The sequence below is a fragment of the Shewanella sp. KX20019 genome (assembly GCF_016757755.1).
In the GTDB taxonomy this organism is placed as follows: domain Bacteria; phylum Pseudomonadota; class Gammaproteobacteria; order Enterobacterales; family Shewanellaceae; genus Shewanella.
In genome coordinates this window covers 1,666,788-1,681,218 of sequence record NZ_CP068437.1, presented here as the reverse complement: position 1 = coordinate 1,681,218, position 14,431 = coordinate 1,666,788, and the positions used below count along the sequence as shown (strand labels likewise).

Annotated in this window: 12 protein-coding genes; 2 read left to right on the top strand and 10 right to left on the bottom strand. The window is 43.0% G+C overall.

Features of this window, described 5'->3' with window-relative positions; translation table 11 throughout:
- Window positions 1–45: 45 nt before the first annotated feature.
- The 3 genes from JK628_RS07370 to JK628_RS07360 form a co-directional block, all read right to left on the bottom strand.
- Window positions 46–1,113 carry a DUF2955 domain-containing protein gene (locus tag JK628_RS07370; protein ID WP_202288868.1) on the bottom strand — a complete coding sequence of 356 codons (1,068 nt, stop codon included), beginning with the start codon at window positions 1,111–1,113 and terminating at the stop codon, window positions 46–48.
- Window positions 1,103–2,248, bottom strand: coding sequence for an HlyD family secretion protein (locus JK628_RS07365; RefSeq protein WP_202288866.1), 1,146 nt, complete (start codon window positions 2,246–2,248; stop codon window positions 1,103–1,105). Before JK628_RS07365 ends, JK628_RS07370 begins: the two co-directional genes overlap by 11 nt.
- A gap of 256 nt (window positions 2,249–2,504) precedes the next feature.
- A complete protein-coding gene (locus JK628_RS07360; RefSeq protein ID WP_202288865.1) occupies window positions 2,505–5,786 on the bottom strand; it encodes a S41 family peptidase in 3,282 nt (1,093 codons plus the stop codon).
- Window positions 5,787–6,001: 215 nt separating this feature from the next.
- On the opposite strand from JK628_RS07360, the gene JK628_RS07355 reads away from it, so the two are divergent.
- The gene (locus JK628_RS07355) at window positions 6,002–6,415 is read left to right on the top strand and encodes a hypothetical protein (RefSeq protein WP_202288863.1); all 414 of its coding nucleotides are present in this window, start codon (window positions 6,002–6,004) and stop codon (window positions 6,413–6,415) included.
- A gap of 43 nt (window positions 6,416–6,458) precedes the next feature.
- On the opposite strand, the gene JK628_RS07350 is transcribed toward JK628_RS07355, so the two are convergent.
- From JK628_RS07350 to purE, 3 genes are all read right to left on the bottom strand, one after another.
- Window positions 6,459–7,088, bottom strand: coding sequence for a hypothetical protein (locus JK628_RS07350; RefSeq protein WP_202288861.1), 630 nt, complete (start codon window positions 7,086–7,088; stop codon window positions 6,459–6,461).
- Window positions 7,081–7,635 (bottom strand): sigma-70 family RNA polymerase sigma factor, encoded by a 555-nt coding sequence (locus JK628_RS07345; protein ID WP_202289742.1) that lies wholly within the window; start codon window positions 7,633–7,635, stop codon window positions 7,081–7,083. The genes JK628_RS07350 and JK628_RS07345 overlap by 8 nt, the downstream gene beginning before the upstream one ends.
- A 304-nt stretch (window positions 7,636–7,939) precedes the next feature.
- Window positions 7,940–8,443, bottom strand: coding sequence for a 5-(carboxyamino)imidazole ribonucleotide mutase (purE, locus tag JK628_RS07340; RefSeq protein ID WP_202288858.1), 504 nt, complete (start codon window positions 8,441–8,443; stop codon window positions 7,940–7,942).
- A 556-nt stretch (window positions 8,444–8,999) separates the two neighbouring features.
- Between purE and JK628_RS07335 the strand changes: the two genes are divergently transcribed.
- On the top strand, window positions 9,000–10,214 hold the full coding sequence (locus tag JK628_RS07335; RefSeq protein ID WP_202289741.1) for a diguanylate cyclase domain-containing protein: 1,215 nt from the start codon (window positions 9,000–9,002) through the stop codon (window positions 10,212–10,214).
- Here JK628_RS07335 and JK628_RS07330 read toward each other — a convergent pair.
- The 4 genes from JK628_RS07330 to gshA form a co-directional block, all read right to left on the bottom strand.
- Window positions 10,211–11,392 carry a methyl-accepting chemotaxis protein gene (locus JK628_RS07330; RefSeq protein ID WP_202288856.1) on the bottom strand — a complete coding sequence of 394 codons (1,182 nt, stop codon included), beginning with the start codon at window positions 11,390–11,392 and terminating at the stop codon, window positions 10,211–10,213. The two genes, JK628_RS07335 and JK628_RS07330, sit on opposite strands and share 4 nt — an antisense overlap.
- A gap of 165 nt (window positions 11,393–11,557) precedes the next feature.
- A complete protein-coding gene (locus tag JK628_RS07325) occupies window positions 11,558–12,175 on the bottom strand; it encodes a transglycosylase SLT domain-containing protein (RefSeq protein WP_202288854.1) in 618 nt (205 codons plus the stop codon).
- Between the two features lie 122 nt (window positions 12,176–12,297).
- Window positions 12,298–12,726, bottom strand: coding sequence for a hypothetical protein (locus tag JK628_RS07320; RefSeq protein WP_202288852.1), 429 nt, complete (start codon window positions 12,724–12,726; stop codon window positions 12,298–12,300).
- 3 nt (window positions 12,727–12,729) lie between these two features.
- Window positions 12,730–14,295 carry a glutamate--cysteine ligase gene (gshA, locus tag JK628_RS07315; RefSeq protein ID WP_202288850.1) on the bottom strand — a complete coding sequence of 522 codons (1,566 nt, stop codon included), beginning with the start codon at window positions 14,293–14,295 and terminating at the stop codon, window positions 12,730–12,732.
- Window positions 14,296–14,431 lie beyond the last annotated feature (136 nt).

Sequence of the window (14,431 nt, the reverse complement as noted above, 5' to 3'; positions counted from 1 at the left end):
AGCGATGTGAGGAAAGGAAAGCCCTGTAGACAAGACTATTTGGGGTTAAAGCGAGTTTCTCTTTTTTAAAAACTTCCAATCTCTTGACTCTAAATAGAAAGAAGCAAATACCATGTACACACCAACAAAGAAAAGCTGCAATATTCTAAGGTAAAAATTGATCGCTACATCTTTGTCTGTAGAAGATACTGTCGAGCCCACTACTACTAGGAGTGCAGATAAAATGCCCGCAAACAAAGGAGCCTTGGCGGGATCAGCGTATATTTTTTGGCCGAAGAACAGCGCGGCAAGCATCGCCATTCCTATGTAGAATGGCAGTTCAGGTACTATGGTTAATAGGTTATAAAAAACAATCGCCAGCACGCCACCAATGCCATTAGTGATCAGCAAAAACAGACTGACTTTAATGCTCTTTGCCCCTGCCGCCTGCAATGACAAGATTGCAATAAAGATCATGGTGAGTAACGCACCGGAGATCTCTAGAAAATAGAAAAAACTGATGACAGGAAATGCTAGGATCAGCGCTCGAAATGCTTCATGGGTTCGCTCATCATGACTTTGTTCCGCCCCAGCCAACAGCTCTCTCTCTGGAGAAAGGTCAGGCAGTAAAACATGCAGTAATGCAAAGATGCTAACGGCAACCACTCCAGAAAAGCTCAGTCCCACACCGACCATTAGTGATGCACCTGGCTGCAATAGTCCCAAGTAAGGTAATAATAGCGTCGCTACAATGAGAATCGTGGCGAAGAAGTTCCATTTAGGGCTACTAAAAAGGTAATACCCCCAAAGCATCATCATCGCTAATAAGGGTAGCAATACCAGAGGATATTGCGTCGGACCAAAACTTACTAGCCACGCAATGGCGATGGTACAAATCATCGAGATGAGTAGCTCGTAGACCGTTTGCACTGTCGGCTCTTGTCTATCAACCAAAAACTTGGCGACAAAAACTGGCACGATAAACGCTAGCGGCCAAGCCCAGATAGAAGAAACCGCAACAGCAAGACCAATCCCTAAGGTAAACCTAAGGACTCTGCGAGTATAAATAGCCTCATCAAGTAGCTCCTTATTGGCAGCAGCAATAGGCTCCTGCTCACGGATACTATCTGACATATGAGAACCAACTTACGATTCGGATCCAAGCGCGACCAAATAAGTTAATCAAAGAGCTATCTTTGGTATAAACAATCACATCCGCTTGACCACCTACACGCCTAAGGCCAACCGCTTCCTCTTTTGATAATACAATGGTGACGGGGAATCGTTGTGATTGCCTGAGCCAACCCGTTTGACCTGAGATTTGTGCCAGCTTACCTGTTTGCTCACTCTGTCCCCAATCGATACCATAATCAATGCTTCCTACAGTCGCTTTAAACACTTGCCCTGGGGCATAATCCAAAGCGAATTCAACTTTATCGCCAGCGGTAATATTGCCCAAACTATTTTCTCTAAAGTAGGCTTCGATCCAAACATCTTCCGAAGAGATAAAGGTCATTATTGGCTGACCAGCGTTAGCATAAATCCCCTCTTTCAACCTAAAGTTAGAGGCAACCCCATCGGTGGGCGCAATGATGGAAGTGCGCTGTAAATTGAGTTGTGCTTTTTCTAAACTAAGCAGCGCCGATTGCACATTGGTATTGTTTTCACCTTCTGAGCCTAAGCGTTCCTTCGCTTTCGCTAAGTCAGCCTTAGCACTAGCGACACCAGCCTCGGCTTTAGTTAATTCAGCACGCGCATTATCGGCATCGGCTTGCGACATGACTTGCTTTTCGACCATGGTGAAAATTCGTTTAGACTGAACTTGCGCATTTTTATAATTCGCCACCGCGTTGGTGACCTTTGCTTGTGCCGCTGCAACGTTTGCCGTTTGTGCACCAACATTTTGCCCCGCTTTTTTCAAAGACTGTTCAGCTTGTTCTAGTGCGATTACATAATCGGTAGGGTCAATCTTTGCCAGTACATCACCGGCCTGAATAAAGGTATTCGGAGTGGCTAAAATCTCTATGATTTCGCCTGATACCTGTGGACTAATGGGAACGACATAACCACGAATACGGCCTAAATCTGTGGACGGGATAAAACGGTCGGCAATCAAGTGAAATACAAACAGAACACTAACAATAATTAAGATGAGATTGGTGGCTTGGCGAATTTTATTGCTTTTTTTATCCACAGCCTGACTACTTTCGGCCTGCGAACTGTCACTCTGTAATACTTGCTCTTCATTCTTACCCTTTGGTTTCGTCATATTCATCCCTATGCATAATCGGTATTACGCCCAAAAAAGAGCAACTAACACGTGCTTATTTTTAACCAGTTTAGTGGTAAAAATGCATAAAACTCAATCTCTTTGTTAAATTAACAATACTATGACGCTTACAGCGTTTGCAGAATGTACAGGCTAGGGGGAGTAGACTTAGAATAAAATGAGCGTTATCAACCTGGGAACTGCTTGATCAATAACGCTCGAAACTCTTAGATATGATAGATAGTTAGCACAATAATTATTGCGCCTTTTTTACGTCCTCAGCCATGCCATTGGCAGGTAAAGCGCTTGGCTTAAAACCAACTACAGGCTGCTTTTCCAATGCTTGTTGCAAGTAATCCATCGCCTTTTCAAGCTGGGCATCTTTGCCCATAAATGTGGCATATGGCAAATTGTCTACTTCGATATCAGGACTCACGCCACGACCTTCGATGATCCAACTTCCATCCATTGCATATTGTGGGTACTCGGCAACGCGCGCCATGCCTTTATCTGTTAACGAATTTCGGCCTGACAACCACACTCCAGCCCCTGTAGTCTGCTTGCCAATAAGCGGCGCTATACCTAGTGCTTTAACGCCTGCAGAGAAGGTTTCACCATCTGAATATGTCAGTTGGTCGGTAAGCACAACTAACTGACCTTTAAAGGTTTGCTGCATGTTACCTGAAGGGGTGCCGTGGGTTGGTGCCCAAAATGCCCATGTGCGTCTTAGTAGTTTTTCAATAATCCAGCTATCAATATTACCACCTCGGTTACGACGAACATCGATAATCAAACCATCTTTGTCGTAGTTGGCATAGAACTCTCGCGCAAAGCTGGCAATATCGCCACTGCCCATAGCGTAAAGATGTAAGTATCCAATTTTACCGTCGCTAGCGTCATTGACGGTGCCACTGTTATGGGTTACCCAATCTTGATATCGCAATTTGGCATTAGCAGATGCTGTGACGGGTTTAACGACTGTTAGGTGTGTTTTATTGCCACGTTTAAGTAGCAATAGCACCTGCTTTGCACTTTGATTACGAATAAGACGAGTAACATCGGCAATATTAGCGAGTGTTTTACCATTGATGGCGAGAATAACATCGCCCACTTTTGCATCTACACCCATCTGATTTAACGGCGCTGCGAGTGACGGTAACTCTGGGTCGCCTTGGTAAATATGTTCAATAACAACCCCCGCTTTAGTCTGTTCTAAACGGGCACCTAAACTCGCCGACTTGGCCTTTTTAGGATCTTTTGAAAAATCACCACCGCGAACTTGAGAGTGCAGAGAGTTCAGCTCTCCCATCATCATCTTAAAGATATCGTTGAGTTCATGACGATCAGTTATACGGTCCACCAAAGGTTGGTACTTAACTTTGGTTTGCTGCCAATCAACACCACGCATTTTTTTGTCATAGAATGAATCACGATGCATTAACCAGGCATCTTCAAATATTTGCTGCCACTCGGCTGTAGGCTGAATCGCCAACTGCCAGTTTTGTGTCTGCACCTTGGCGTGAGCTAGCTCTTTTGGCAACTTGTCACCCGCATCAACAATCAACATCTCCTTGCCTTGCTTTGATTGTTTACGCAGAAACAGCTTTTTACCGTCATCTGACAATGTGTATGAACCGATGTCTTTAGCAAACGTGTCAACCTTGGGGCTTAAGGCATCAAATTTAATCACTTTTAATGATGACTTTCGGCTAGCTGCATCTCTATTAAGCAGATACAGCTTATCTTCAGCTAACTGCAAAGATGAATAATTTCCAGCAGGCACCGGCACTTGCCATAGCCTTGCAGATAAACCATCCCAATCAACCCGGGTTTCAACCTTGTCATCAGTTTCTTTGTTAGGCTCGCTCAATAATTCATTTGGCTTTTGAAATGCAAAACGCGCTTGATTATTAAGCGCAATAGCAAAAATCTGGGTACGTTTATTGAACATAGGTCCTAAATTTCTATCCCCCCACGGCGAACTTGGCGTAGATACAAATTTACGATTTGAAAGGAAGTATAGCCAATCTCCATCTTTACTAAAACTCGGTGAGAACGACTCATATTTATCGGTCGTGAGTGCTTGAGCCTTACTCTTTTTAAGCGAATAAAGCACCACTTGCGTGCGCGGATGATCAATTTCGGCTTTGGTTAACGCGATAAACTTGCTGTCGCTAGACCAAACAATATCAGCATATGGACCTAAGCCCTCACCTTGGGTAATAACTTTTTTGTTGCTTGCCTTTTTTAAATCTAGTAACCAAACATTGCCATCGTAATCATCATGGGCTAAATAACGCCCATTGGGTGATAAGTGCAGATCCATCCGCAGTGCTTTGCCGTTTTTAGTTAACTGTTTACGTTTGTCGCGACCCGTCGCGTCAAACTGCCAGATCTCCTGCTCACCGCTAATATCACTAATACCATAAACCCACTTACCGTCTTTGCTCATCACCGCGTTACGTACTCGACTATCTCCAGGCAACGCTATTTCGACTAGCCTTTGGCCGTCGGTTGACGCAACAGCAACATGACTGCGCGCCGTGATAACGACTTTATCAGCTTGCGGCGTGAACCTCGTCGATGTGGCGTACTTCATTGGATCGGTAAGCCAATGTTCACGCTTATGGGCAAAATCAGAGGTGAGATCGATATCAACCGTAACCTCTTTATTAGCGGCGATATCAAATAGCTTAATATCGGCGCCCTGTTGGAATACGATGCGCCCTTCATTAAGTTTGGCGCTTCTTACCTGCCACTCTTTATAATGTGAATGTTGCTGCAGATCTTTGCCATCAACAGACATAGACCAGATATTGTCGTTACCATCACTATCGCTGATGAAATATAAGCGAGACTGCCACAGCATAGGCTGCCTAACCGAACCGTCATGTGTTGTCGCTAGTTGCTCAGCTTCTTGTTTAGATGCTAATTTGAAACGCCATAGCTCTCCCTTAGCGCCGCCACGATAAACTTTGGCATTGTCGCCTGTGGTTTGCAGGCCAAAACGGGTGAAATACACATACTCATTTTGCTCATCAATGACCCCCTCTATTGCATCCGCTAGTGGTAAATCTGTGGTCACGAGGCTCGTTGGATCAACTGTACGCAAGACCCAGTAATTAGCCGGGCCAAACGCGTTATCAGTGGCGTAAAGCACTTTCCCGTCGCTAGTCCAGCTTTGCACTCTGACTCGAGAATTTTCAAAACTCACTCGCTTTGCTTGTCCGCCATCAATATTAATCACGTAGACTTCAGATGAACCTTCATAGTTAGCAACATACGCAACAGACTTGCCATCGGGTGAAATTGTCGCGCCTAACTCTTCAGCAGGTAAACTGGTTAAGCGCCTCGCCTTTGACTCTGCAAGATCTTTAGTCCACAGATCCCCCTCTGCAGTAAACACTATGGTTTGCTGATTTAATGCAGGCGAGCGAAAGTACCCAGCTTTATCTGTAGAATCAGAGGCAAACGTAGGAATTGTACTGATAGTGCCAAGGGCTAACATGCAACAGGCAAGTGAGTGACGAAGTTTCATCGATGAGGCCATCCTATTGTTATTTTTATTAAATGAAAACAGTGCAAGCCAATCAAAATAGCAAACTTTCAGCTACGCTTCAGCAAAATAGTCACAAAGAATTATTAGCAAATGTGTTTCACTGATATGTGGGATACTTTTGGATTCGGCTTCTTTCAACTACGCTTAATCAACTTACTATATGGCGTTAATCATCAGCTATTCAAAGGGGTAAAGTGATCTCCAATTATAAGCGGCCTTCATTAAGGGACGACCCACGCGTTAATAAGGCATTACTGAATATGCCAGGTCGACATGCTGATAGCTACAGTGAAATACAGCTGGTCTATTTCAGACATGCCCTTATGGATCACCAGTGGCAGCGCCACTTTATCGATACTCGCGGCACCTTTTATTTTCCCTTTATAGGTTGGCGCTTTTTCTACGTGTTTCTATTAGGAAGAAACAAACGAGCCTTAAACAGAAAAGAGAAGCAGCTATCGATACTGATATTTATTGTTTCAGTAGTATCATTTATTGTTATCTCAATTGTCTTTGGACTAATATTACTTTACTTACTTAAATCCGCTCTGGGGATCGACCTGTTCGAAAACAGCTCGCTAGGCATTTGGGATTGGTTTAATGGCTAAAATAATGCCTGTTATATAAACAGGCATTATTTTCACTCATATTCTAGTTTTCTAGACTCTTTTTTAGCTGTGTCTCTAATTCACTAAAGCGTTGACTCAATTGGGATTCTGTCACCAATATTGAGCGATAGTCATTTTCTATCTGCAGTAAAATGTGTTCAGCCTCGCCATAATCTTTTCGATTAATAAGCTCAGATACCTTATCGAGACGCGAGATTAGCTCTTGGTTTGCAGCCTCATCTGCTGCAGAATTTGTATTATCACTAAAACCATTCGATGGCAGTAATAACGGTGCTTCGCTGCTGCTTGCAGTCGAATTATCAGCAGACATTTCAATATCCGATACCTCCGGAGATGCCATTCTCATCATTGCCGGAGCGGGACTATCTTGCGGGGTCATCATTAATGTTGGCATTGCTTCATCACTCAAATTCCCCGTCTCTATTTGTGGGTTAATGACAAATAGCGTGACCACCATTAGCACTGAAGCGGCTGATGATAAAGGCCAGCGATGCTTGCGCCAAAACGATTGGCTTTGCAATTTAGGTTTTGCGTTTGCAGCTGCCAAGTTTAAGATCTTTTGATCAAGTGCTTGAGGGGGCTGCTCTTGCTCTATATGTTGATAAAGAGCGTGCACCTCTTTACGAATAATCTCATCACTATCTTTAATCATACTCCACCTCCTGCCACTTTAAATCGACACAGGTTTTCAGCCCTTTTTGCGCATAACGGAGGCGACTCTTAGTGGCTTCAAGCGTAGCGCCAGCAATATCAGCAATAGTGGCTGCAGTAAAACCCATCTCAATGTTGAGTAGAAATGCTTCTTTCTGCACCTGAGGCAATTCTTGCACGCAGTTTTTTAGCAGCAGAGCTTTATTCTGTATTTGCAGCTGTTGTTCTGGTGTTTCGCTTGCACTGGCCACCATTGCGTCGGGTTGTTGTTCAGGCTCATAGACTTCACTAAAGCTACTCTCAGGCTTTTTGGCTCTGACATGATCAATGATTAGGTTATGCGCAATTCGATATAACCAGGTGGTAAATTTAGCTTTAGCCTCATAGGCTGAGGCCGCTTTAATAACTCGGCTCCAGGTTTCTTGGTAAAGGTCTTCAGCAAGCTGGTTGTCATAAATTTGTCGCACAAAATAGCGATATAACGGCGCTTTGTGTTTGTTATAGAGCAATTCAAAGGCACGCGTATTGCCGCCTGCATATTGCAACATTAGTGCTCGATCAGGGTCTGCATCTATAGGTTGTTCAATTGTGTGAGTGGGCTCTAACACACCAAGGTCCTTAGAGAAAATCTTATAGATTAAGTCTGCATCGGCGCTGAGGATTTGTCTATAGCGCTAGGGTGTAAATATGCATGCATAATCAAGGTTGGTGTTGCTCTAATGGAGATGACAAAATAGCAGTTTAAAGATGGAACAGGCTCTAATGGGGTCAACTAACTCGTTTTAAATAGGCTTTAACAGGCAAAAAAAACCGCAGTACTATGACTGCGGTTTTAATATTGAGATCACCTCACTAGGCAAGCTTTGCTTGTAGCGCTGCATCTTTAGCTTGAACAGCTTCAGCTGACTTTGCACGCTCTTCTTTGACTGCGGCAGCCATTGCATCATCACCTACAGCTAGCATTTGCGCTGCAAGGTAACCCGCATTTTTTGCACCAGCACTGCCGATGGCTACAGTGGCAACAGGAACACCACCAGGCATCATTACTGTTGATAACAGTGCGTCATGGCCTTGTAATGGGCCGCAATCAACTGGAACACCAATCACTGGACGAGTTGTGATACCAGCAACGGCACCAGCCAGATGTGCAGCAAGACCTGCTGCACAAATAAATACTTTACAACCACGTGCTTCGGCGTCAGTCACATATGCGTGAGTAGCAGCAGGAGTACGGTGGGCCGATGTAACTTTAGCTTCAAACGTAATGTTAAAAGTCTTTAGTACATCTAGGGTAGATTGCATTGTAGGCAGGTCAGAATCAGACCCCATTAATACTGCAACAAATGGTTTGCTCATTTTAAGTCCTTCAGTAGGGCGGTACATTATTATATTTGCGCGCATTATAATGAAAATAAGCGCAAAGAGTAAACAGGCTTCCCCCAAAGCCAATACAACAATTATCCCTAAGCTTTGATTTGACTGCAAATAACTTATTGGTATTGATGTATAACAAATTATTACGACAACAATAGTGGCCTTTGATTGAGCATTTACAACTAGCTATAACTGCTGCACGACTGATTTATTGTATATAAAGTAAGCTCCAGCTGTATCATTTTGTAGAGGAGGCAAGCCCATTGCGCGGCAAATAAGACAATCACACACTTTACGCTTATATTTCCTTTAATCACTGCAAATATTACTACTATTCAATCGAGCTAATTTGTTAAACTTAGCCAGTGTAGTACCGACAAAAAATTTATTTTGGATGACAACTCCTTGCAGTAATTTCACTTGTTAGCGGTGTTTTTTTGCCTATTATTTAAGTAAGTTATGATTTATCTAGAAAGAGGCTTAGACATTTTGGATGCAGCAGACAAATGGTTTGAACAAATAGAATAGGATATTCATGTTGCCCATCAAAGATAGTTTGAAAAAGAAGAAAATTGACTCATTGGATTTTAAGACACATTTAGTTCTACTAGGCGTGCCTTTGCTATTGCTTTTTATCTGCTGGGCGATTTTTTTTAGTATTACTGCAACTCCAAACTCTGTCGCAAACCTTATCCTAATAGGCATCATTTATTTATTCGGTTACAGCCTAAATTACTATTTCCATCAAGGCCGACTCACCCGACTTTGGGAACACTTACAGCGAGTCGTTCATGTCAATGAGACCACCTTCGAATTAGTTAATATTGCTAACCAATATCGAGATGAAACGGCTTTTCTTAATGCCTTACTCAATAAGGCTGTCAGTAGTATTGATGGCGCCGAGATGGGCAGCATCATTCGGGTTGAACCTGATTCCGGCTGCTTATCATTTGAATCAGCTGTGGGCATTGATATCAACAAACTCAAGCAGCTAAATATTAATTTGGAGCAATCTTTCGAATATAGGATCACAAAAGGTAAGTGCGACACAGTGGTGGTGATTGACGACATGGAAGCCATAAATGCCCACAGTTCTTTAAGCGCCTCTGACCAAGAGATACTACTTCAGGCACCATCAACGGCAATACGTTCCACGCTATCAAGCCCTATTCATATCGATGGTAAGCTATACGCCATGCTCAATTTAGATAGCAGTAAAGTAAAAGCATTTAGCCATTATGATAGGAACCTTGTCGCGATATTGACCCATGAGGCAGCTAATGCGATATCCCTTTATCAAAAAACACACAAGATTAGTACACTAGCAAACTTTGACAGCCTAACCGGTTTATATAACCGCCAGCGTTTTGAAGCACTTGTTAAGGAGTGGGCCTTAAAGCCACACTTTGGCAGTTATCTGCTATTGATTGATTTAGACAATCTAAAAACAATCAATGATCAACTGGGACATCAAGCTGGAGATGCTGCATTACAAAAGCTCAGTGCGTTACTAAAAGCACAATGGCACGATAAGCAGTTAGTCGCTCGTTACGGCGGCGATGAATTTATCGCCCTTTGCCATGGTCCTTTAGAGCGGATTAACAACGAAATAAATGCAATTGAAAAAGCGCTCGAACAACAAGGTTTAGTCTCGTTCAGTTATGGTATTGAGCAATATAACGGCCAGTGGAATAAAACATTCAAGGCCGTAGATGAAGCAATGTATCGTAATAAACGAGACAAAATTAATTAAACACAAACCCGTTTTAGAATTTTATCAAGCCTTGCAGAAGTCGTTTTTTGCTCTCTTGCTTGCTCGGCAATAGTCTTTAAGTTGCTATGAACATCTTGGCTAAGTCTAGAGATCTCAGATGCTCGATCGTTAATACTTGAAGTAGAAACTTGTTGTCCCTGAATGCTGTAATTAATATTTCCAGTCAGGGTGTCTAGCTGTTGGAACACACAGCCTATATCAGCAAACGCTTGCGATACCCGTTCACACTGCAACAAGCTTTCTTGGCTCACCCGCTGGCTTTCACCAATTGCGGTAACCGCACTACTGGTTTTTCCTTGCAGCCCTTCAACAATGCTTTGAATTTCAACTGTCGACTCTTGTGTTCTATGCGCGAGCGCCCTTACCTCATCAGCGACTACAGCGAAACCACGCCCCTGCTCTCCCGCCCTTGCGGCTTCAATTGCAGCATTTAGTGCTAATAAGTTAGTTTGCTCTGCAATACTCTTAATCACCTCAAGTACATTGCCAATCTTCTGGCTATCTTTATTTAACACATCAAGCTCACTGACTAAGCTTTCAATGCCGTGGGTAAAGTCACCCATAAATGTCTGATTCTGGATAGCGTCATGAGTACCGTTTTGCAGTAATTCGTTCACTTGCATTGATGTTGTTTTCAACTCTTTGGCATTACAGGTTAACTCTTGCGCAGTGCTATCTATTTCGCCTAATGAGAGCGTGATTTTCTCATTCTCTCGTGTACTTAGATCCACTGATGACTCCGCTAACGTCATCTGCTGTGCTAATTGTTCTGAACCTTGACGAAAACTTGTCGCATCATTGCGGACTTTATCAAGCACATCCTTAAGCCCTTCGATAAATTCACTCAAACTATTAGTGATCAGGGCTAGTTCATCTTTATTTCGATCAATTAGCCGCCCCTCTGGTGCCTCTTCAGTACTCACCACTAATGCAAGATAGTGACGAAGTTTTGCTAGGCGCTCTATTAACAATTTGTGATTAACATATAAGCAGCCACCCACTTGAGTTACTGCCGTACCTAGAAGCAACAACACAACGGTTAATTTTGACACTGAAGCGCTGGCGAAAATAGCCAATAAGAGTAGTGCTGCGAGGTTAAGAGCAACGACGGGAAAAATAAGCTTTAATTGCAACTTGTTATCATAATTTTCTTGCATAAGAGTTCCATTCTAAGGGCGGAGCCATGAAGTTTAATAATCGCTACAGCAGAATAAAAGCGATTTAACAAAATGTCTACATAGTTATCAGGTAAAACAAAAAAGACCAGTCACAAGGGTTACTGGTCTTTTTAAAAATAATCAATTTATAGCGAACTGATCTATCTAGCCAAAAAATAATCGCCACAGCCAAGACGAATCGAGATCCTCTTGGCACTGTCTGTACTGCCCAGCATAACGTTTTGAGCGATCATCCACTTTTTTAGCCACTTTAATTAACCAGGCTTTTTGGTTATACGTTTTACGTTTATAGCCACCCCAGCCTTCGTGATAATTAAGGTATTGATTACGTGCGTCCCACTTAGATACGCCGTTAATTTTGTTGGTTTTATAAATAAACCACCCCATAAAATCCATAGCATCATCAAAATTACTGCGGCTTGACCAAGAGTTACCGGTCTCTCTTACATAATCATCCCAAGTCATGGTTTTAGCCTGGGCATAACCGTAGGCGTCACTGGCACGACCGGTAGGAATAAACCCTAAAAAATACTGCATTGGCGGCGCAGCGTTATGCTTAAATGAGCTTTCTTGATACATCATTGCCAATGGAACATGAACAGGCACACCCCACTTTTCTCTAGTATTTTTAGCAGCGCTATACCATGAACGGTTCTCTTGAAATATCGAACATAGATTTTCGGGATCTTTTGGGGGGGGAGTTGCGCAACCCGTTAAAAGTGTAGCCAAGATAACAGTCGCAAGTAGTGCAGGCCATTTCATAAAAATTGATACCAACGGACAATAATAGCAAAGCACTAGTGTCACATTGATAGCCAAAATATGCAATTGAGGTTTGCTTAAAAGGTGTTATAAATCAAGCTGAGATAACCTTATTTCAACAACTACCTCGGTACGGGAAACTCACATTCAAAAGGCTCTTGTTGCCATACTTCAGGTTGCCAAAAGCCACTATCTTTACCTCTATAGACTCTGCCCTGATTAAACTTGGCGGCTAAGTGGTAACGAGTATTGGCCTCTACCAACACGACTAACTCTTTTGGAGTACGAGATGCCAGCGACACTTTTAAGTCGGGCGAGTCAATCAATTCTGCCAGTGTAAAGCGGTGTTCACCAATGCTAAGACGATAATTGGGTTGGGAAATAACAGGTTTTCCATCGAGATGGGTCACCACTGCGCGATAGAACCCAAGCTCTGGCTCAGGTGCCAAAAAGCTTGAGACAGTGCCGCATTGATTACTGCTATCGAGCTGTGTTGCACAGCCAGATAGCAGAGATAATAACAGCAATGAACAGGCACTAACGCGTTTCAAGAATTAATGCTCAAAGTAATCGCTAAGAAACTGATCAAAGTTAATTTCGTCTATCGCTTCCGTCGCCGCTTGTTTTTCTAAGGACGTTTTAGCATCTAGCTTATAGCGTGCAAGCACAGAGTCACTAATAGGGAAGCCATTAAGCTCCTGATAATATTGCTGTGCAAGCTGCTTCACCCATTGACTGTGATCCACTTGCTCCTCTGTAAGTTTACTCATAATCCGGCCCGATAAAGTCTCACCAGGGTTAACGACCGCTCTATGCCAATATACTAGCGCCTGTTGGTATTCGCCATCATCACCTTCATCAAGCAGTTCAGCGATTGCAGCTAGACTGTCAAACAGCGTATCAAGCCACTGTGAAAGCGTTATGTCTGTGCCATTTTGGCTCAGTTTTAAGCCAGGCTTACGCCCCTCGAGGACAACTGCTTGTAAGTTTGCCGCGATTTCGGCTTCTTCCGTTTGATCACTGCTAGCTGATGGCTGCAATAAACAATTAAGCAGGAACATATCTAAGAATCGAATTTGTGACTTTTCGATACCAACTGCACTATAAGGGTTAACATCAAGCGCTCTAACTTCAATATATTCAACCCCTGCCCGCGCTAATGATTCAGAAGGTTTCTCATTACCCTTAGCAACGCGTTTAGCACGAATAGGGGAATAAAATTCATTTTCAATCTGTAGAACGTTTGCGTTTAATTGACGATACTCGCCATCCACTTTAACGCCGATCTTAGCAAAGTTCGCCGATGGCATATTGATAGCGGCATTCATGCCATCAAGATAAGAAGATAGATTGTTATAGCTAATGTCGAGATTGTCTTGCTCTTGATTGGTATAGCCTAAATCACTCATCCGTAGCGACGTGGCGTAGGGTAAGTAAAGCGTGCCCTTGCCGATTTTTTCAAAAGGTAGCGTCGTCTCTTGGTCTTTAATAAACGATCCACATAATGCTGGTGAAGCACCAAATAGATAGGGTAAGACCCAAACCAGGCGTCGATAATTACGAATAAGGCCAAAGTAAGATTCTGAGATAAAGGATTCTTTGTTTAGCGCTTTATCTGATAATTCGTAAAGCCGCGACCAAAGATCATCTGACACTGAAAAATTAAAATGCACACCGGAGATAATCTGCATTTGCGCACCATATCGATAGGTTAACCCTTTACGATATAAGCGTTTCATTTTGCCATTATTTGAACTGCCATAATCGGCAATTGGGATGTCGGCAACATCACCCACATAACAAGGCATACTGACTGGCCACAACTGCTGACCGTTCAAATTTTGCACGCTATATGCGTGCGTATAGGTTAAATCTTCAACGAGTTCATCAATGTTTTCAAAAACAGGAGTAATAAACTCAAGCAGGGACTCACTATAATCTGTGGTGATCCGCGAATGCATCAAGGCTGAGCCTAACGCTTCAGGATGACTATCCATTGCTAAGTGAGCTGTCTTTTCAATTCTAAGCGCCTCACGTTCAATGCCTCGCTGCATTGACCTTAGCGCTTGACGACTTGTCGGATCCGACAAGTCCCCTACTAATTCATTGAATGATTTCAATATATTATTCTCTAGTACGTGACTTTAACCCAAAGCTCATGACAGTCAGACCTGCTTTCGCTGACTAAACTTTCAAGTCATAGCAAAAATAGCCTTTATGCCACTGTCATGACAATTATAGATGAGGTAATCCCAT